General features: G+C 37.0%; 21 protein-coding genes and 1 pseudogene. 2 read left to right on the top strand and 20 right to left on the bottom strand.

What is annotated here, in order from left to right:
* Positions 1-186 precede the first annotated feature (186 nt).
* Positions 187-321 carry a hypothetical protein gene (locus tag EDD71_RS15885; RefSeq protein WP_279232984.1) on the bottom strand — a complete coding sequence of 45 codons (135 nt, stop codon included), beginning with the start codon at positions 319-321 and terminating at the stop codon, positions 187-189.
* Positions 322-625: 304 nt separating this feature from the next.
* Here EDD71_RS15885 and EDD71_RS15880 point away from each other — a divergent pair, with 304 nt between their 5' ends.
* Positions 626-757 (top strand): hypothetical protein, encoded by a 132-nt coding sequence (locus EDD71_RS15880; protein ID WP_279232983.1) that lies wholly within the window; start codon positions 626-628, stop codon positions 755-757.
* Between the two features lie 384 nt (positions 758-1141).
* Here EDD71_RS15880 and EDD71_RS01165 read toward each other — a convergent pair whose 3' ends face one another.
* The 3 genes from EDD71_RS01165 to EDD71_RS16050 all read right to left on the bottom strand — a co-directional run bounded on the left by EDD71_RS01165 (position 1142) and on the right by EDD71_RS16050 (position 2780).
* Entirely contained in the window at positions 1142-1567 is a 426-nt protein-coding gene (locus EDD71_RS01165; protein ID WP_133626903.1) for a DUF3021 domain-containing protein, read from the bottom strand.
* 1 nt (position 1568) lies between these two features.
* Entirely contained in the window at positions 1569-2018 is a 450-nt protein-coding gene (locus EDD71_RS01160; RefSeq protein ID WP_133626902.1) for a LytTR family DNA-binding domain-containing protein, read from the bottom strand.
* 630 nt (positions 2019-2648) lie between these two features.
* Positions 2649-2780: a transposase family protein gene (locus EDD71_RS16050; protein WP_423244794.1), complete on the bottom strand. Its 132-nt coding sequence runs from the start codon at positions 2778-2780 to the stop codon at positions 2649-2651.
* 546 nt (positions 2781-3326) lie between these two features.
* On the opposite strand from EDD71_RS16050, the gene EDD71_RS01150 reads away from it, so the two are divergent.
* The gene (locus EDD71_RS01150; RefSeq protein ID WP_133626901.1) at positions 3327-3749 is read left to right on the top strand and encodes a hypothetical protein; all 423 of its coding nucleotides are present in this window, start codon (positions 3327-3329) and stop codon (positions 3747-3749) included.
* Between the two features lie 64 nt (positions 3750-3813).
* On the opposite strand, the pseudogene EDD71_RS01145 reads toward EDD71_RS01150, so the two are convergent.
* The 16 genes and pseudogenes from EDD71_RS01145 to EDD71_RS01070 all read right to left on the bottom strand — a co-directional run.
* A pseudogene (locus tag EDD71_RS01145) lies at positions 3814-4008 on the bottom strand (amidoligase family protein); the annotation flags it as partial.
* A gap of 564 nt (positions 4009-4572) precedes the next feature.
* Positions 4573-5154: a hypothetical protein gene (locus EDD71_RS01140; RefSeq protein WP_133626899.1), complete on the bottom strand. Its 582-nt coding sequence runs from the start codon at positions 5152-5154 to the stop codon at positions 4573-4575.
* A gap of 1 nt (position 5155) precedes the next feature.
* Entirely contained in the window at positions 5156-6763 is a 1608-nt protein-coding gene (locus EDD71_RS01135) for a hypothetical protein (RefSeq protein ID WP_133626898.1), read from the bottom strand.
* A 12-nt stretch (positions 6764-6775) separates the two neighbouring features.
* Positions 6776-7513 (bottom strand): endonuclease III domain-containing protein, encoded by a 738-nt coding sequence (locus EDD71_RS01130; RefSeq protein WP_133626897.1) that lies wholly within the window; start codon positions 7511-7513, stop codon positions 6776-6778.
* A gap of 96 nt (positions 7514-7609) precedes the next feature.
* Positions 7610-8092 carry a hypothetical protein gene (locus EDD71_RS01125; RefSeq protein ID WP_243116349.1) on the bottom strand — a complete coding sequence of 161 codons (483 nt, stop codon included), beginning with the start codon at positions 8090-8092 and terminating at the stop codon, positions 7610-7612.
* A gap of 292 nt (positions 8093-8384) precedes the next feature.
* Positions 8385-8789 carry a hypothetical protein gene (locus EDD71_RS01120; protein ID WP_133626896.1) on the bottom strand — a complete coding sequence of 135 codons (405 nt, stop codon included), beginning with the start codon at positions 8787-8789 and terminating at the stop codon, positions 8385-8387.
* A gap of 135 nt (positions 8790-8924) precedes the next feature.
* Positions 8925-10493, bottom strand: coding sequence for a recombinase family protein (locus EDD71_RS01115; RefSeq protein ID WP_133626895.1), 1569 nt, complete (start codon positions 10491-10493; stop codon positions 8925-8927).
* A complete protein-coding gene (locus EDD71_RS01110; RefSeq protein WP_133626894.1) occupies positions 10456-10947 on the bottom strand; it encodes a recombinase in 492 nt (163 codons plus the stop codon). The genes EDD71_RS01115 and EDD71_RS01110 overlap by 38 nt, the downstream gene beginning before the upstream one ends.
* On the bottom strand, positions 10911-12479 hold the full coding sequence (locus EDD71_RS01105; RefSeq protein ID WP_133626893.1) for a recombinase family protein: 1569 nt from the start codon (positions 12477-12479) through the stop codon (positions 10911-10913). Before EDD71_RS01105 ends, EDD71_RS01110 begins: the two co-directional genes overlap by 37 nt.
* Positions 12480-12540: 61 nt before the next feature.
* Positions 12541-12759, bottom strand: coding sequence for an SHOCT domain-containing protein (locus tag EDD71_RS01100; RefSeq protein WP_133626892.1), 219 nt, complete (start codon positions 12757-12759; stop codon positions 12541-12543).
* 54 nt (positions 12760-12813) lie between these two features.
* Complete coding sequence (locus EDD71_RS15875) at positions 12814-13818, bottom strand: N-acetylmuramoyl-L-alanine amidase (protein ID WP_133626891.1); 1005 nt, start codon at positions 13816-13818, stop codon at positions 12814-12816.
* On the bottom strand, positions 13815-14234 hold the full coding sequence (locus EDD71_RS01090; RefSeq protein ID WP_133626890.1) for a phage holin family protein: 420 nt from the start codon (positions 14232-14234) through the stop codon (positions 13815-13817). The genes EDD71_RS15875 and EDD71_RS01090 overlap by 4 nt, the downstream gene beginning before the upstream one ends.
* An 89-nt stretch (positions 14235-14323) precedes the next feature.
* Complete coding sequence (locus EDD71_RS01085) at positions 14324-15850, bottom strand: hypothetical protein (protein WP_133626889.1); 1527 nt, start codon at positions 15848-15850, stop codon at positions 14324-14326.
* 70 nt (positions 15851-15920) lie between these two features.
* Positions 15921-17549 carry a phage tail spike protein gene (locus EDD71_RS01080; protein ID WP_243116355.1) on the bottom strand — a complete coding sequence of 543 codons (1629 nt, stop codon included), beginning with the start codon at positions 17547-17549 and terminating at the stop codon, positions 15921-15923.
* Positions 17540-18256 carry a distal tail protein Dit gene (locus EDD71_RS01075; protein ID WP_133626887.1) on the bottom strand — a complete coding sequence of 239 codons (717 nt, stop codon included), beginning with the start codon at positions 18254-18256 and terminating at the stop codon, positions 17540-17542. The genes EDD71_RS01080 and EDD71_RS01075 overlap by 10 nt, the downstream gene beginning before the upstream one ends.
* Positions 18256-20544 (bottom strand): phage tail protein, encoded by a 2289-nt coding sequence (locus EDD71_RS01070; RefSeq protein ID WP_243116348.1) that lies wholly within the window; start codon positions 20542-20544, stop codon positions 18256-18258. The genes EDD71_RS01075 and EDD71_RS01070 overlap by 1 nt, the downstream gene beginning before the upstream one ends.
* Between the last annotated feature and the right edge of the window lie 26 nt (positions 20545-20570).

The raw sequence follows: 20570 nt of genomic DNA, 5'->3' as shown, positions 1-20570 counted from the left end.
GCAGCAATCCGCTTTTCCCATTCATCTCGTATTTCTGTTTTATTCATGATACGATTCCTCCTTTTCTCAGGAATATTTTCTCATGAATAAAGCAACATTTCTATGTGGGAAACATTTGACGCTTACTAGAGAATGAAAAGTTACTTCCTTTTTAATACCGGCTTTCTCACAGGCATTTTCAAACACTCATGGTATGCTCCACTCCTTCTTCTGTGAATTCCAGCTGTAGCCTTTGAATCCCTTTATCTTTTCGATTCTCTTTAGTGAGTAGTCGAATTTGATGATTAGATTTTTATCTCTTTTATCGATAAGTATTGCCATGGTTATATCCTCCAATTATTTAATATAGAACATATGTTCTATATATGGTATAACCAATTATTTCTACATTTGCAGCATATTCTTAATTATTTTTAATATTATACCATATTTTTGTATTTATAGTAATTATAAGGTTGTAAAAAATACAAAATAAAAAGCTTGTAAGTGGTAAAATAAAACCATGAGATTTCGGAAAATAAAAACCAAGAAGAATTTCCAGTATACTACACATCAGCTGCTCTCTTCGATACAATAGAAATTGTTGAAAGGTGGCAGTAGAATGAGAAGATTAAAGGTATGAAAATTGTTTAGGGAAATTAAGGATATGAAAAAGCTTGGGTTTAATAAATCTCAAACAACAAGAAATCTTGGTATAAATTATGAAACTGTATCAAAATACTGGAATATGTCACCTGATGATTATGCAAAGCTTTAAAGTTAAGAAAACATAGGAAAAGAAAACTTTTAAAGTATGAAGATGAGATTTTAGAGTGGCTTAGGGATTATCCTGATATGAGTGCTGCACAAGTTCATGATTGACTTGTAGAACGATACGGCAGTATTGATTGCAGTAAAAGAACTGAAAGTAAGAATTCCCTGTACATTTCTCTTTCCATATGATTTTTGACGTGTCATTCCTGGCATAAAAAATCCCTCCCTTTCTGTGTTATTACAGTGATATTTACCACAGAAAAGGAGGTGGTATCCATCACATTATAGGATTTTATGAATGGATGAAATAACTATTAACCGTCCTCGATCCAAAAAAGAAACAGCTTATATATGCTTTAGTAAATCTATATAGGTTTCTTTGCTATAACTATATATTATTTCGTTTTTTAAGCCCTTCGTTTAATTCTTTAGCTTTCTTTTCCCAATACTTTTTAAATGAAAACCATATGATTAAATATACTAATATATAATTTAATATAAATATTACTCTTCCAATCAAATTTCCTGGTATCCAACCTGCATAAATTGATATTGGAAAAAAAGGAAGCATAGCAATTGAATGGGTTATGGTTTGACGTAATAAGCTCCATTCCTCGATTTCAAATATAACACTTATTCCTGTACAATAAAATCCAGTTAAGCTCGCAAGAAAAAATTGAGAAATGATTATATCCGAAGAAATTTGAACTATACTACCTTGCAAAGCCATAATTAGGTATACAAGTTGATTAATGAAAACCCCAAAAGTTATTCCAAATAAACCTCTTAAAACAAATTTTTTAATATATTCCATACTATTTACCTCCTATTCCTATATATTCTTTTACTTTAGCAACGTATCTACGCGATATGATTTCCTGTCTTCCATTAATAAAATTAACTATTAAACTTCCATTAAAAAACATTTCTATATTCTTGATCTTATTTATATTGACTATAGCAAATTTAGAAATTCTAACAAAGGATATCCCTCTTAACTCATCCTCTAACTCATAGAGTTTTTGTTTAATTTCATAGGTACCATCAATAGTGTCTGCCATTACCTTTTGTCCTTTACTATAAAACACCAGTATATCCTGTGGATTCAATATATACATCTTTTGATTATCCTTGCCTATAATGCTCTTGCTTTTAGTGTTTTTAAGTTTTTGCAATATTTCCGCAATTTCAGAATTCATCTCTGGTGCTTTAATTGTTATAGTTGTTTCTTTGTAATTTTCATCGATGTCTATATCAATTTTCATCCTATCTCCCCTTTCAAATTATTCACTCTGCTTTAAGTATATTGTATTATGCCATATATTTCTCTATTTTTAAAGTAAGTGGTTATTTATTTCCCGTCAGAGGCATGTTTAATGCTTTAAGCGATATGAAGCATTTATTTTTCCTCACCTCGTCTTTGGAAACATATGTATTTTCGCACAATAAAAGTACCCTGATAAAATCAGGGTATAAAATCAGGGTTCTAACTGTGTTTTCTTTCTAACCTTGCTACACACTCCACGTGTGTGGTGATAGAAAGATGATACAAATACGCATTGAAATAGAATTTAGACAAAAGTGTCACCCTCTAAAACTAAGGGGGTTCATGTTGTTTTTGAATTTAAGTATTATGCCGATTCATTGCAACTATTTGCTTAAATTTTGATTCAACAATGAATTTTGTGGTAGGTAGTACACCTCCCCCGTACAGACAAAAGCCTATGGCAATATCCTCTACTCATATCCATAGATACCACCTGAATACCTTCTCTTACGCCCATAGGGATGGTATGAAGGTTATGTATTAGAGAAAATATATATTTCTCATATGGGGTCGTAATCCTTTTCTATTTCCTTATAAAATTAAAGGATTCATCAAAAGGATGCTCAGGTTAACAACTGCAGATATAACGCTTTTTAGTAAGAATAATAACTGTTTCTTTGCCCCATACAGGTAAATGTTTATATGGCTGACGCCTTGAGTCATGGACAGTTTGAGTAATTTTCCTGCATCTTGGGCATATAGCAAAACTATATTTAGACTCAGCATTAATATAAACAATTCCACCAATTACATTAACAGATGTTACCTATATATCTTGCAAACTGATCAAACTTTCGATAAAATTTAAATCTAAAGTCATTTTGATACCTCCTTTTTGGTTGTGTTTGCAAGATAATCATAATAGAGGTATCGGGTGACTTTAAACTTTTTTACCATGGAAATTCCAATGTAAATTATGGAACAGTTTTCAAATCACAAAATTCGTTGTTGAACCTTTTAATTTGTTCGAGTTTCTGTGTCCACAAAACTATACTAACACCATAACTTCACTTACCCTTAGCTATATCCCTTCAATTTAATAATATTCTCAATTTCCTTTAATAAGCCTGAATTCACTAAATTGTCTTCAAACTCTACAGTTACTCTATCATCCCTAAATATATTCTTAAGCTTTACAAGGTTCTCCTCTTAAGTATTTTTTCATTTCTTTCCCTTTTTTTTTGTTATATAATTAACTTAATGGTAATTTATAGCTAAATTATAACATTTTGGGGGTTAATTTTAAATGTTAATTAAGAAAGTTTTTCTCATTTTTTTCTTCTGTTTATTAGTATTATCCGGTTGTTTTTTTTCAAAATCATCTTTAACTACTTTAGGTGATTATTATGGTGTATCTAAAGATAAAAAGTGGGAAACTAATTTTAAAGTATTTCAACATAATGAAGATATTATATTAAAAGGTGAAGTTATATGTATAGATGATAAACTTATAAAAAAATTTAGTAATGATGAACTTAAAAAAAACCAAATTACACTTGTTAAAGAAAATGGCATTGGATTTGGTGGGAATTTTTTATATGATGATAACAAGTTTACTAACAAGTTTACTATTATAAATTTTGTAAAAAATGATGGTTCTACTTATGAAAAAATGACTATTGCTATTGGAGATTATAAAGTAGAGTTGAAAATAAATAAAGTTAAATAAGTAATAAATTTATAAATGCTATTCTTAATCCCATTGAAGAAGGAAAAAAGGAAGGAATAACTGATTTAAGTGCTTTGTAAATCAAGTCCTCTTTGCTTGCCATAATATTTACCAAGTTCCTTAGTGTTCTTGTTGTAAAATGTTCCTTCCCTACATGGATGTGAATGCCGCAACTTTCGTTCTTAAAGGCTGCCGCTTTTCTTAAAGCTCTCACTATCTCCTGAATGGTTTCAATGTCATCATATTTTTTATCTGGATTTTTGAACAGCAACTTTAATAAGAAAAGTCAAAACTATGAACAATGCTCCGATTCCAAACAGCCAGCATTTTTCTTCAAGACTACCCTCTATCATTGAGAATAGATATGGAAGTTAATTATCAATTTTTTATCTATTTTTTCTTTTTATTCGAGCATCAGCGGGTTTCTCGGCATCTTTAGGAATTGCCAACACGCAGATATATAATCCATCACGTTCACCCATCTTCGCTGAATATTAGAGCATGTCATATTATATACGGTTAAACGAACAAAAACAGAGTTTTCTGCATCCTACCCACCCGTCGGCATAAAAACCCAAGGCAGCAAAGTGCCTGAAAACCCTGTACTTAAGCCATTTTTCAGCCCTTATTTTTTTACATTTGACATCAAGACCACGCACTCTATATGGAACGAGCCGTTCAGATTGATGTCTTTGTTTGGTTTTTTAACCTTGCTTTTGCGGAAACATATCAATGGGTTTTTGGCTGTTTTTGGGAATAATGAGGTTCAAGGGAACATATCTACCATTTCCCTGAGAATTTAAGTATGGATTTCTTATGTATATTAGTACCCACGTCTTTTCATATCATCTTCATAGGCTGTTAGGATTCGCTGATATTCTTTTGGATCATCGTTCTCACAGTCCAATTTAATTATTCGATCAACAAAAGTCTCAAAAGAATCCGGATTGTACCAAGGTTCCTTTAAAGTCAGAAAGATAATCTTTTTTGTTTTTTGACGTTCGGCCATTTCTTTCAGCATCTGAATTTCTTTTTCATTTTTAGTTACACTTTGAATCGGCCATATAATCATAAAATCAAAAGCATAATCGTCGTATTTTTCACTATTATTTTTAATAGTCAGATTATCAAAATAAATTGTAAGATTTGATAATTTCATTCCTTGTCCATATTTCTTTGGCACTTTAACTTTATAGAGTTCTGCCCATCGGAAGAAGTCCTCCATGCCATCCTTTGATGTATGGATTAAATAAACTAGTCCTTTCAAATTTCCCTGAGCATTCAGTGCTTTAAGAAGAAACTGGTGCTTTTCCTTGTCAGCAATACCACGCAGCAGTAGTGTTCTTTCCGTTGTGTTACTCATGAAATCTAAAATTTGATCATATGCATTTTTTACATCAGACATTTTATTTATCCTTTCTTTTTTTGCTAAATTCAACTTTACCCTTTAATACTTCTGGTAGGTGTTTGGATGTAATCTCATAATCAATAAACGTAGGGGTATCTTTAAACATCAAAACAGATGGAAATGCCATAGTCGTATTATGTTTTAAATATCCAATATGAAATATTAAAATATCATTTTCTTCACTTTCAAATATCTTATAATTAAAAACGCGTTCTAAAGACTTTTTATATTTTTCTTTATGCCTCTTATATTCTTCTGAAACACTAATTTTGTTAAACGGATATGCTGGTATTATATCTTCATAGGATGGTGGCAGTACAGGATAATATCCATATCCTTCAACAATATCGTTCTCTTGTATTGAAAATAAATAGTCTATAAATTCCATTTCTAACAATTCTTCTATAATATTAATACCTGGGTATGGCAAATCTAAATACTTTAATACGTAACCTTTTGGAATTATTAACTTTACATCAATATCTTCATCGTAAGAATTGCCGACATTTGAAATTGCGAGCTTTGCAAAATTAAGTTTGTCTATATAACTAAAATAGTCAATGTATTCATTATAACTGACTATATCCCAATATAGATTTCTTAACAAATCATATCGTTCTTTTTCTTCATCAGTTCCTTCTAAAACAGAACCACTATTTCCAAATGGAAGCACCACTGATGGAATGCGTATTTTCAGATCTCCTACATTCCAGAAATCATCATTAATTTTAATCTGGTTTTCTTCTGCAAATTTGCTGATTGTTTCTTTCCAACTATTTGGAATATCTGCATCTTTTAAAGAGATTGATGGTATATTAACATTTTCGAGTAATTTTTTAATCTCAATATTCTTCAAAAATTCAGGTGTCTCTTTTATAATTTTTTCATCTTCTAAGACGACTTGAGTACGCTTGGGTAAAGTATTGTTTTGTATACTATGTATATTTTTAATAATATCCTCTTTCTTTTCCTTAATAAACTTACTATTCCCGAGAGAACTATTGTATAAATAATACTGCTCTTCAGAAATTGCATTTACATCTCTTATTTGTAATATAGACAGTAATTTTTTAGAAGTTGTGACATTATTATCTGAGATTATTGGTAAAAAATACATTGCCAAATGATTTGTAAACTGTCTTCGCAATTCTTCTTTGTCTTTTATGATAGCATAAATCCCTTTGTCCTTATATTTTTCTCTGAAGTCAATAATTTTTTTATATTGTTCCATATCTACTTGAGACGGGTTTACTGGAACATCCAAAAAATACATGAATACTTGTTTGCCTGCAGATAACATTTCTTCTATTTCTTCTTCCGTTCCTGAAGCGTATTTATCAGTTGGTGTGCCAAATCTTGTCCAAAAAAGGGCAACTGCAGCATCACAATCTCTAACTAATTGCTTGTTTAATAGTTCTTGAGGCTTATCACCAGATTGAGGATAACTATCCGTAGACCAATGTTTAGTAACAACTTCAATATTATTTATCCTGCCAAATACCCTGTTAAAACTTTCAACGCTTTCTTTTATAACATCTAAATATTCTATTACATCTCCAGGACATGAAATTAATAAATCATAAGCTGTAATCCCTATTCTTGGCATAAAGCACCTCCATTAAAATATGACTTTTTTACAATCAGTACGAATAATACATTCGTTACAATTAGGATTATTCGGTCTGCACCAGGTACGCCCAATCTCCCAGCATGAAAAATCTATTATCCCTGGAAACTCCGGATTTAACTCTCTTGCCTTATAGATGATCGAATCTAAATCAGCATTACTATCAACCAGCCCTGTCCGTCGCATTACCCTTAAAATATGTACGTCTGGTGATATGTCAATTGAGTAATAATCCGAAAACGGGATCTTAAATTGCCTGGCAAGAATATTAGCCGCCATTGTAGCTATTTTTTTGCCGCTTCCTTTAAACTGCAAGAATTCATAAACCACTTTTGCGCTGCTAGGGTTGTTGCTCCATATTCGCGAAGCATCCCCATTATACTTTACTTTTATATCCTGAATTGCGGAATAAAAAACCTCCGCCATTGTATCGTTAAATCTATGCAAGACATTTTTATTAAAAATATTCTTGTACCCTTCAAGTGAAACGCTGGCTAAATCATCCACATTAAAGCTTCCTATAATCTCCTTTATTCGAAAAGGAATCGACCATGCCCGTTCCGCCTTAATCTGCCTATCCATCAAGCAGGCTAAAACAAAAGCATGAGGTGTGTTTTCAATATCGTTAAGAAATTTATCTTGTTCAATGTCATTAACAAAAGGAATAAGATGTCTTTTTGAATCACTAAATCGTGCTTTTCCTATTGTTACAAGTAAATGTTCCGGCATATTTATCACCTTTAACTTTTTATCATCTTGTTGACTCTATTTGATAAGGAATTAGATTCCGGATTCTGGTTGCATGATGAATGACTCATCAGTTAATCAATCTCTTTCCTCAATTCTATTCATTATCTCCTTCATGCTGTCGATTATATAGTCCGTTTCAGAATCTGATGCTTCGTTGTTTTCTAGTAAGCTGGTTATATAGGATTTAATAATATCTTTGGATTTTACAAAGCTGATGTTTCCAGGCAAATTGCTGAGTATTAATTGAGCGTCTATAAACGCGCCCATACTATTAATAACTTGATTCATTAATTTTTCTGCTTTTTCGATGTTTCCATTTTTCATTGCTTCTTTTGCAGAAATACTAAGACTACGGATGTCTTCTCCCCATATTGCATATCTTGATGGAGTTGCCTTGCAGTCTTCATCACATGAGTCAAAAATCGCTCTTTCTAGTCTGTCCATGAACATTTTTTCACTGTTGTGTTCTTTTACTCTCGTGATTACTACGGGAGCATTTCTGTTGTTAAAATTATAAAAGTTTATTACCGCCCGCATCAATGATTGTATTTGAACCAATATTTATCATCCCTTTCATCTTAACATTCGATTATAATCAGTTTTCACTGATAAATATGTTTCAGAAAAAGCCTGTTGGTAAGTATAAATAAACTGGTAATCACTTCAAGAACCACATTATGGCTGTTTTTCATGTATACTACATTTAAATTCATTGCAATATCCTAAACCATCATCAAATTCCTCAATCTTTCCCTTTGTACAACACTTAGGTACACCATTTTCGTCGTGTTCACAAAACCAGCAAAAATCGCAAACTGGATCACAAACAGGGTCATTACAGATATACATTCTAAACCTCCTTCAATTTAATATAGTTGCCAGGCAATGCTTCAAACATTTCAGGGTAATGCCCGCATCTTGCCCTTATCTGTGTATATTCCGCCTTACTGCCATCCTTTTTTAAATACAGCCTACGCCTATATATCTCATCGGCAAGTTCAGCTGCATGCATTGTCTTGTTTTCTGCCTCTGATAAGACAATTCTCATGGCTTCATGAAGCGTATAATTAGGCATTTCTTGCATGCCAATTCCTGTATCAGTTAAATTGTTTTCATCATATTTTAAGACTATATAAGCTGGCTTATTATCTTTAAGCAGAACGACTTTTCCGTTTTTATCAACTACAGAGAACATATGGTCTATATTGGTTTTCAATGAATCAAAGGGAATTAAGCTGTCTATTCTAATATCCATAATTCACCACCTCATTACAATTATATATGAAAATTATTTATTTGTCTATATATTTGTTTTATATATTTGTATAAAACAAATATGCCGCCAATTAAGAAGGTTTTCTTCTCAACTGGCAGCCATCTTAATACGAGCTTATAGGTTTGCTTCTATTTCTAACCCCGACTTAAACTCTACCACCAACCTGTCATCATATACAGTTGCTTTTTCAACTAGTTTTCTAACCAGTTTATCATCAAACTCTGTAATATCATCGGTTAGCGTGTTAAGAAAGTCCGTCATCTCAGCAATCCGATCTCGCTTATCTTGGCGGAGGGCGTTTCTTGAAAGTGTTTCTTGCCTTAAGTCCCTTAGTCGGTAAATCTCATTGACGATATTATCATAGCTTTCCTTTGAATTTGCCTTTTGGATCAACTCGGTTTGAAGCTCCTCCAGCCTTTTATCAATATCTGCTGTACTTTCATCCAAATCCTCGCTTAATACGGTTTCAATATTCTTTTTCAGTATAGCCAGAAAAGAGTTTTTTCCGCTGACAGCTATATTGATGGCTTCTACAATTTTCTCTTTTAGCGTATCTTCAAGTATAGTGGAAGCGGTACAAAACAAACCGGTATTTTCTAATCGGCTAACACATCTCCATACGATTGATTTCTTTCCTCGGTTATTCCAATGAACCCTGCGGAATACTTCATGACACTTGCCGCAGAACACCATTTGAGATAATGGATGATTATTGCTGTAGTTTCTCTTCTTTCCGTTCTTACTTATATGCACACATCTTCTGCGGACAAGCTCTTCCTGAACCCGCATATAAATTTCGCGCGGGATTATGGGCTCATGGCTGTTTTCTACATAGTATTGAGGAACTATGCCGTTATTGGGTACCCTTTTCTTCGATAAAAAATCTACTGTATAGGTTTTCTGCAACAGTGCATCACCGATATATTTTTCATTCCTCAAAATCTTATTGATTGTGCTGGTATGCCATCTGGGATTGCCTGCACCCGTCAGTATTCCGTCAGCTTCTAAACCTCTTGCTATCTGCAGCATACTGGAACCTTCGAGGTATTCTCTATAAATGCGTTTAACAATTTCAGCTTCTTCTGGCACGATAACTAAATTGCCATCCTTATCCTTTGTATAGCCAAGAAAACGGTTGTGATTGATATGGATTTTCCCTTGCTGATATCGGTACTGAATACCCAGTTTTACATTCTGGCTTAACGATTGGCTTTCTTGCTGTGCCAAAGATGCCATAATGGTCAATAGGATTTCTCCTTTGGAATCCAGCGTGTTTATATTTTCCTTTTCAAAGTAAACCGGAATATTTTTTTCTTTAAGCTGCCTTATGTACTTTAGGCAGTCCAGCGTATTTCTTGCAAAACGGCTAATAGATTTGGTAATTATCATATCGATTTTGCCCTGCATGCATTCTTCTATCATCCGGTTAAACTCTTCACGCTTTTTCGTGTTGGTTCCGGTAATACCTTCATCTGCAAATATACCGGCTAATTCCCATTCGGGATTGCTTTTGATGTAATTTGTGTAGTGCTCAATCTGTGCTTCATAACTGGTTGCCTGCTCCTCGCTGTCCGTAGATACGCGGCAATAGGCTGCTACCCGAAGCTTAGGCAATTCTTCAGCCTTTGCACTATTTCCAATCCGTTTACGAGCAGGAATTACCGTAACATTCCTGGTTGTCATCTAAAATCACCTCGCTCTTAATAAGACTATAAGCATACTCTGCCTGCTTAAATGGATCGTCGTATTGTTTATCCGGTATTGAAGCATGAAACCTAAAAATCAGGCATTTCTTTTCATTTCCCTTATGTTCATAAATCCTGCCAAGCATCTCTGCTCGTCTGCGTCTTTCAAGTTGTGCTTTTTCGAATGTGTCTCTTCTTATAATGGGCGGGTAGAATTTATCCTCAACATACCGTTTATCTGTCAGCATTCTTGCAACAGATGCGTGATAACGCTTAATACCCGCTTTTTGTGCCGCTTCGCTTAAAGAAAGCCCGGAAAGATAAACCTCAAATAGCTTCTTAATTTTAACTGCTTCCTCTTGGTTAACTACAGCCTTTCCGTTTTGAATGGTATATCCAAAAGGTATATGGCTCATCATTTCATCAACCTTTCCCTCAGGTTCAACCCGCATTTCATTTTGAAACCTATTTCTTCCTGTGAAAACACAATGATTTCTTCAATAAAGTTCTCAAATATTTCCCTGTCAAATGTATCAATCTGCTTTTCAGCTTTCGTTGCAAATTTAAGAAGCTTCTCAACCTCAACAAGGATAGTCTGACTCCCATCGATTGCGCGTTTTATGGCTTCTTTTTGTTCTTTTAATATGGCTGCTTCTTTGAGCAGCTCATTTTTCTGTGTATTAAAAAGAGCGGGTTCCAGGTATCCCTTGGCCATAAGTCCCATAATAACCTGAACCCGCTCTGTATTTTCTTTTATTTTAGTTTCCAGCTCCTGAATCTTTGTTATGTTATCTGAGTAATTTGTTTTCTTTAAGCTTTGCAGCAATGGTCTTAGAATGAACTTATGACCGTAAATAAGCTTATTAATCATAACAACAAAGGCCTGATGGATCGCATCCTCTCTGACAAATTTCATTGAACAGCTTGATGTGTCCTTTATATGCTTTGTGCAGCACCATGCAATATATTTACAGTCACCGCTGCCATGAATTCGACGCTTAAAACTGCTGCCACATTCTGCGCATTTGATTTTCCCGGAGAAAGGGTAGCGGTTTTGATACTTACTGCTTCCCTTGATCACACCTTTTTCTTTTCCTCTTTGCCTTAATATTTCTTGGGCAGCTTCAAATTCTTCATGGGATATGATGGCTTCATGATGAGCTTTTATCATGTATTGATCCTTTTCCCCATGATTATAATGCCGCTTAAAATTCTCATCTGTATATGTCTTTTGCAGAAGGACATCCCCGGTATATTTTTCATTGCTAAGGATACCGCGGATAGTGGTCGCTGTCCAATGTGAACCTCTCTTTGTTGGGATTTTATCCAAATTTAACCCATCTGCAATTTTCTGTGTGCCTTTACCGGCCAAGACTTCGGAAAAAATCCGCTTTACGATTTCAGCCTGTTCTTTATTGATAAATAGCTTTCCATCCATATAATCATAACCATAGGGAGGATATGCAATCTTGTATGTTCCGTTTTGAAACCTGCGCCTGATAGACCACTTACTATTTTCTGCAATGGATAATGATTCGTTTTGTGCAAGGCTGCTCAAAATTGTCAGCACCAATTCGCCTTCCATGCGCTGCGTGTTTATATTCTCTTTCTCGAAATAGATGAAAACACCGAGATCGGTAAGTTTTCGCACCATCTCAATGCAGTCGGTTGTATTTCTGGCAAATCTGCTGACTGACTTGGTTATAATAAAGTCAATTTTCTTGTTTTCACAATCTGCAAGCAGCCTTAAAAGTCCAGTTCGGTTCTCCTTTTTTGTGCCTGATATGCCTTCATCATAGTAAATCCCTGCAAATTCCCAATCAGGATTTGCTTTTATATAGGATTCATAATGGTCCTTTTGTGCTTCCAGACTTGCCATTTGTTCATCACTGTCAGTTGAAACCCTGCAATAAGCCGCTACCCTCACCTTTGGCTTGAAAGCTTGGAGAGCATTGTTTCCATCAATCCTTGTTACCTTTCTCACTGTTTTCACCTCCTTTGGGCATGTGACATGTTACCTCTGTGTGCCGCTAATAGCAAGCTAATTAGGCCATAAGCTGTGCGTACATCGGCGAGAAAGTTTTAAGATTTAACTTGTCGATTTTGTCGAATTCTTCCTCTGAGATCAGTCCCGCCTTAAGCATCTTCCGCAGGATTTTATATGCCCGCCAGTAATCAACCTCTCTTTGAAGTTCCTCCTGTGTTATCTTTGTATAGTTAGTTTCCTGCGGGTTATATGGTAAATGATTAGCCGCCTCTATCATTCAAGCACCTCCTATAAAAATTTAGGACAGCCTCGATTGGCTGTCCTTATATCATTATTCCGGCAATTTCAAAACTTGTCCGGGGTAAATAGTATCTGAAGTCAGGCCATTGAGTTTCTTAATCTCCGGATATCTTGTTCCTCTACCGAGTTCTTTTTCCGCTATTCTCCATAAGGTGTCGCCTTTTTGCACTGTATAGGTTCTATTGCCCTTGTTATCAGGAATGCTGTTTACAATTACAAGGTTTTCTTTTGCTACCCAAGTGTTTATGCCTGCAATCTCTTGACCGCTGGATTTCTTTACCTTTTTGCCAAGCAAAACACATTCTTTGCCGCCTTTTATGACCGGCTTGCCTTTGTATAAAGTCTGTGTGACTCTGTGGTAATAGTCATTTTTGACCCACGTTGGAACTTCCACACTGCCGGGGTAGTAATTCTTTACACTGTCCTTAAACTCCACCATATCTCCAATTCCAATATCAGTATTGGTATCTGTACTGTTCTCCAGCGCTTTTTTTACTGCTTTGCGGAAGGTGTCCATACTCTCCCCATGCTTGGGGAACCAGTGCATCACATCAGCATGGTTGCTGGCAATACCAAGCTTATACCCTTCGGAGTGGCAGATGATGTCATTCTCATTAAGGCCGTACTTCTTGCAGAGCATAACGCAGAGTTCAACCGCATTCTGCCATGCTTTACGGAAATAATCTTCCTGCTTTGCTGCATCATAACCCACCATCACCGACCCGGATTTATACGAAAACCCGGCGGGTTCACAGATTTCAAAGCCAATATGGGTATTGTTGGCGGATCCTCCTGCATGCCAGCCGCGATGATCCCAAGGCAGGTATTGCCAAACCTCTTTATCGTCTACAAAGGCGTGAACACAGACCTGCCTGTTTATTTCACCAGCTTTGTAAGATTTGTTCCAACGAGAAAACCAGTCAGTCGCCATTACGCCCGGCACAGCCGTCGAATGTACCATGATTCCTTTAGGCGTGATTTTGCGGCCCGCTGTATAGCAATCGTTTCGCGTCATGTATTTAGTAAAAAGCTTCATTTCTTTTCATCCTCCTCATTTGAGCGGCCATGCAGTTGTTCCAACGCGTTCTTCAGCTTTTCAGGAATGGGCAGTCCTATATGTGCTGCATTCTCAAGAATTGAAATTCCCTCGTTACTCAGGTAAAAGAAAATCACCGCTGTCCGGATTGCCCCGCCGTTGCCGAGCACCTGGCTGTCGATGATATGTCCCACACCCACCAGCACAAAAATAAGCACTTTCTTGAAGATGCCCTTGGCTCCGACTTCACTTGAAAGCTTCCTGTCTACAACGGCACACATCACGCCGGTTAGATAGTCAATGGCCACAAAAGCGATCAGCGCATACAGAAAACCGTCCGGCCCGCCGAGAAACCAGCCTAAAAATGCACCGATCGCAGCGAAAACGATCTGCATCCAGTTCCAAACTTCTTTCATATTAAATCCCTCATTTCTTTATAATTTTCCATATAAAAAAGAACCTCTGTATCAACAAAGGCGCTTTCAATAATTAGACTTGTTCCATTCTATGGCTGAAACGGATCTACTCTTTGGATATTAAAGTCATATTGTATTTTCATTGTATTAGTAGGAGTTTTGGTTACCGGACTCGGAAGTAAAGTCATTGCTGCTATTGGTTCCCAAATGCTCCAGTAATATTGCCATTGATAAATTTGGCTGCCGCTTGGTACATAATACTTTTTGATTGCACATCCAGGAGTATCTTCTAAGAAGTACCGGTAGTCAAAGGTATGATCTCTATATCCAATATCAATAATGTTAAAGCTATTGTCTGTAATAAAAGTATAACTTCCGTTACAGACAAACCATGTATCCGCATCCCTTGATTGTAGCTTTAAATCATAGCCATCCAATGACATTGCACTGGTTAAAAACGGTCCAGCAGGTGAACCCACCGTACTTAAGTCGTACAGAGCTGTTTTAGTAAGATTCTCATCCGGATTACAAACTAAAATAAAAGTTTTACTTGTACTTCCGTTATAATACCTCAAAGGTATATATAATCTACCGTTTTTACAAGCCATCATACCATTTTGTAAATAGGAATCAATACTACTGTACCAATTTGAAGGTATTTCTGGGATTTGTTTACCTATAAGGTTATAGTAGCTATCCGACAGAATAATTTCAGTTTTGGTATTGTCATCAAGGTTTAATATGTGCAACCTATTACTGTAGGACGGATACATCATGTAGACATAATTATTTTCCTGAGCCATCAAGTATGCTGATGGCCTGTAACTCGATGATGTCAATCCCATTGTTGTGTATAAATCAACTTCGGTATATTCTTCTGTATCAAGATCAATAACCGCCATGCATATTCTTCCTGTACTAATATTCACCCCAATCACATAGAGTTTATTATTATACTTAAATACTCTAAACTTATATGTGTTATAATTACCGGGAGTAAAGTTTGTAGGTGCTTGTATATTTACTGATTTACCCGTATAGCCATCAAGCTTATATCTTCTTGATATTGGTCTTAGTCCATACAATATTTCTTGTGTAGTTGAATCATATTTCATCTCACACCACCACAGCTTCTGAAACGTACCATTTGCAACACTTGTTGGAAAGTCAAATACAAAATGCAGATTGCTTTCCGTAAAGAAAGATTCGCTGAGATTAATTGTCCCTTTTACCGTACTTGATCCTGCATACGGCCGGGATTTGTCTGCCCAGCCTATAATATTTCCTTTTATAGCTCTTGCGAAACCCTCTTCTGGAGAAGCGTCATCTGTAAGGAAAAAATGTCGAAAAGGTGCTGTAAAGTATGAATATGATCCATTCTGCTCCGTATAATTACTATCTTTAACAGAAATTGAACTGCCTACCTCATCGTCATTGTACTCGTATTGCACACCCCATGGATTTCCTCTTATCCTGCAACAGAAATAATCCATGAAAGCCATTCTCGCAATTGAGTCGGTAATGCGATTCTCAGTCTTTATTTCACGTTCCAGCTTACCTTTCTCGTCAAACAACTGGATTGTAACTACACCCTTTATCTCGACATCCGGCTTCATCTTTATATGCTCTTTTATTGTTCCATCATTAAAGCTTTTGTCATAACCTTTAGCTTCATGCATTTCCTAATCACACCTCCTGCGTTAAAATAATATCTACAACTTCAGTTGTCCGGTCTTCGCTGACATCAGTATATATAAGCATTTCAGTACATGCTGCAGGAATAGGAACTTTTGACTGTACTATATAATTGAAAGTCACTCTATTTGAACTTACGTCGGAGTACTTCAATTCTTCTCTTACTTCTGCATGGGGTATTTCCGAGCTTAAACCCCCTGTCAGATTTCTTCCGTCAATAGCAAGCTGCAGACCATTTGGCATAATTGTAATAGAACCCGTATCTAGACTGAGCTTTACGCTAAAATAGTGACCTCCTTCCGGAATGGCCACTAATGCCATAGGAATTGCTATTAAGTTATCTCCAATTTGCAGCTTCTGTTTTAAATTGATTGAAATGATACTGTTATCGAGACTATATTTTATAGTCAAAGTACAAACGGAAGAAGCATTTACGCTCAAAATCAAGTAATACATGATATTCGTATTTCTCACAGTACCAATGGGCATATAAATGACTTCCTTTTCAGCAGTCCCTATAATCAGAGTACTGGGATTTGTAAAGTACAGCATGGAACTTAATGCCTGAGAGATTGTACTTGCTAAAATTTCGCTGTTTCTTGAGATTTCGGCAAAATACTGTTCAAGGGTACTTAGTGGTTGTCCAAGTTCAACCCTTGTGTTTTTTGCACTTAAAATATCTTTCTCAATGCTTATGACTTTCACCTTAATATCAATACCAAGAATACTGTGCTTTACTGTTACAATATCACCAACTTCAACATGCTCAAGTGCTTTATAATTCCTGTATTCCTCGGTTTGTCCCAACAAAATGAAATCAACCTTATAATTGACATCGGGAATTGCATGGGAATCAAGATACTTTTGTGCCTCTATTCTAAGTAATCCTTCACTGTTTGCCTCTTTAAACTCAACCATCTTGACGAGAGCAAAGTCAGGGTAATCCGAACCTTCCCATAGCGGATTTAATAAATATTTCTCCGGCAGTGTAATCCCATCCATGCCAACCGGGTAAATCCAAGTCGCTACATTGTCACAATTCAATTTTTCACTTATCCCGATAATATTCTTACCATACCTAATGTGCACCCCTCTGTCAGTCCCTTTACTTTTCATAATTCCAATTGTGTAATTATCACGCACCAACTCACCCTGCCATTCATTTACAAGCAGGAAAACAGCCTCTACTCCATTTTTCTTAACAAAATATTGCGTAGCAACTTCAGTGAGATCCGATTCAGCTGTATATACCTCTGAAAGTCCTATTTCCTCCAATATTATATCGAGTGCTTCCTTACAAGTTTTGTTTTCAGCCCTTCTATCTTCAATGATGTAATTTAATAGATCATAAAAAATATGCCTTGCATAAACTGTGACTAATCCGGTATTACTGTCCTTATCAGTGTTATAAATCCTGAATAACTGACCGTCAGCTTTGATAACATTAAATGGTTGAAGATATTGCGCTTTTTTCGAGTGCAAAGGATATGACAATATCAATTCATATTCATTATTCAGTTTTTCTATTATCTTACATTCCACTGCCTCGTTTAAAACTGCAAGCCCATTTTTATCAAAGCTTTTCTCTTTTTTATCATAAACATGAATCATCACAACCACCGCCAATTAGGAGTGATTTCTAATTTACTCACCCCACCGTTAAAAGTGACAATGTTATTACCAACATCAAGAACTGGAAACTCGCCTGACATATAATTATTTGCGTTAGATAGGATTCCGCTTTCAACAAAATAGGCTTCCTCAAGCTCACTATCAATAACAACATAAGGCTTTTCAATACCTATCAATTTAACTTCTTTGTTATTAATAACAAAAGCGCCGTTCCCAGAACAATAAACCTTGACTAAAGGCCTGCTTTTAACAGTTCCACGGTTTAAAACAGATGTCCCCGTTCCTGAAGTAATATTAATAACCTCATTCATCACTGAATATTTAAAAGGCCTGCAGTTAAAAATGATTACGAACCTTGAAGTAATCTTCAGGATAACTTCAAAATCGATGCTGTTTACAACCTGTGCAATGTATTTCTTATCACTCTGAAAACTGAAAATAAGATCACTTTCGCCTGAACCAATGAGCCATGCCTTAATATCGTCAATTTTGCTTTGTATATTGCCAATTACAGCACACTCTACGGATAAAGTTATATCTTCATAGGTTTCCTCGTCATATCTCAGACTCGAATTTCTTCCCGGAATGCTAATGTATGAAACTCTGCGCTTTGGAGAAGGTACATTGGGCCGCTTTTCTATAAATATCCCATAATCTTTAAAACTGTCTTTCCCATTAAAAACAAAACTAAGCATTATGCACCACCCCTTGCGAAGGATAAACGCTGTCTATAAAACTCAAATTCATAAGCAAGCTGCTCAATATCCTTTTCTGTATTATTATAGAAATTTTCGATATGGAGTATAAATCCATTACCATTTACATCACTCTTTCCAGTGATGCCTGAAGCACCCGTCTTAAGACCTGCATCTATCTCAAATTCAGTAGGAATAGCCTTTTGCATATCCTGTACGACTGTGTTCATTGCTTTATCAAACCCTATTCCTATGCCTTCACCCATGTTTTTCCCGATACCAGCAAAAACTGTTGATGGTGAATGTATGCCAAGAAGATTTTTTGCTCCGTCCACAATTCCAGAAAAGAAATCTGATACTTTGTCTTTGATCCAGTTCCCCAGGCTTTTTATACCTTCCCACAAGCCTTTCACTATGTTCTTACCAATATCCACAACTGAGGTGACAGCCTTTCCGAGCCCCTGGACAATGGCTGAAATAATCTGAGGTAAACTTGCCACAAGTTGGGGTATTGCTTTGATAAGGCCTGCTGCTAATTGGACAGTAAGCTGTATGCCCATCTCCACAATCTTCGGTAAGTTATTAGTAACAAAGTTTATAATGGCCGTAATGATTCGGGGCAGTGCCTCTATAAGCTTTGGCAGAGCGTTCAAAAGTCCCTGCGCTAACCCTTCAATAATGGCAAACGCTGCTTCAAGTATCTGATCCATGTTGTTTATCAGCGTCTCGCAGATAAGGATGACGGCTTCGACAATAGCCGGGATCAGCTCCGGAAGCGCCTCCCCGATACCAGTCGCCAGCGTAACAATCATTTGAACTGCAGCTTCCACCAAAGCAGGAAGATTGTCAATGATTCCTTGCACCAGCGCCATTACAAGCTGCAGGGCGCCGTCTGTTATCTGCGGCAGTGCGTCAATCAAAGCCTGCAAAAGTGTCATGACAATTTGTACCGCCGCATCGATAATGACGGGAAGGTTCTCCACAATAGCCCCGCCGATGGAGGTGACGATATCCAATCCCACCTGAATGAGGTTCGGCAGGTTTTCCATCAGCATACTCACAAGGCTTCCCACCATATTGCCAATAACCTCGCTTATCTTCGTCCAATCGCCGTTAGCCTCAGATAATCCACGAGTAAATTCCCCAAGAAGCGCAACTCCATCATCGCCCAGTATCTGAAGCTGCGGAAGCAACACTGTGCCCAGCATATTTTTGGCCGCTTCACCGCCTGCTTTGAGCCGCTGGATGCTGTCGTCAAATTCTCCGAGTGCGTTAAGCGAATCCTCGCTCATAACCGCACCCATGCGTCTGGCTTCCTCGGTAAGTTCCGCAATACCTGCCGAACCTTGCGCAATCAGGGGATTGAGTTCCTGTGCGGATTTTCCGAAAATCTGCATGGCTAGCGCGTCCCGTTCGGTTTCGTTGGACACCTTGCCAAGGGCGTCTATGGTTTCCCAATAGACAGTTTCGCTGTCGCGCAGGTTGCCGTTTGCGTCGGTAACCGAAATGCCGAGCTGCCGGTAAGCATCCGCAATCTCGCCAGTGCCTTTTCTTGCGGAAGACATGGACTTGACGTTCTTTGCCATGCTGCCGGTCAGAGTTTCCAATGAGACATCCACAAGTTCTGCGGCGTATTTATACGCCTGCAAGCTGTCGGTGGACATGCCGATTACGGTTGAAGCGGTTAGAATTTCATCAGCGTAGGCTGCCGAATTTACCGACATATCCACCAGCGCCTTGCCTGCGCCGACAGCCGCTGTGCCAATGGCGGCCAAAGTAGCGCCCATAGCCACGCCGATCCCTTTCAAAACGCCGCCTAATTTTTCAAAACGCCCTCCCGCGTCGTCCGCCTGATCCGCGGCTTTTTTAATCTCGTCGCCGAATTCGTCCGCCTGTTTTTCAGCTTCATTAAACTCTTTTCCCGCAATCTCCAGCGCTTTGTTGTTGGCCTTCAGCTCGTGCTCCATTTTGTTCAGTTCTGCTTTGGCGTTGTTAAGCTGTATTTGCCAGGATTGAGTACGCCGGTCGGTTTCCCCGAAAGATGAGGCGGCATTGGCAAGAGCTTTCTCCAAGGTGGCAATCTTCTCTTTCTGCGCGTCGATCTCTTTGTTCAATATCTTGTTGCGCGCAGTAACAGCTTCAACGGACTTATCCTGCTTGTCAAACTGGGATGCGATAAGGTTCATTTCACTGCCCAACACCTTGAAACTCTGGTTGATTTCCCGAATGGCGTTTTTAAATTCCTTTTCGCCTTCAATGCCGATCTTCAGGCCAAAATCGTCTGCCACAAAACCGCCTCCTTCCTGTAAAATCT

The sequence above is a fragment of the Fonticella tunisiensis genome (genome assembly GCF_004364155.1).
Classification (GTDB): Bacteria; Bacillota; Clostridia; order Clostridiales; family Caloramatoraceae; genus Fonticella; species Fonticella tunisiensis.
Note: the sequence above shows the minus strand (reverse complement) of the source record. Positions and strands in the feature narration are given on the sequence as shown.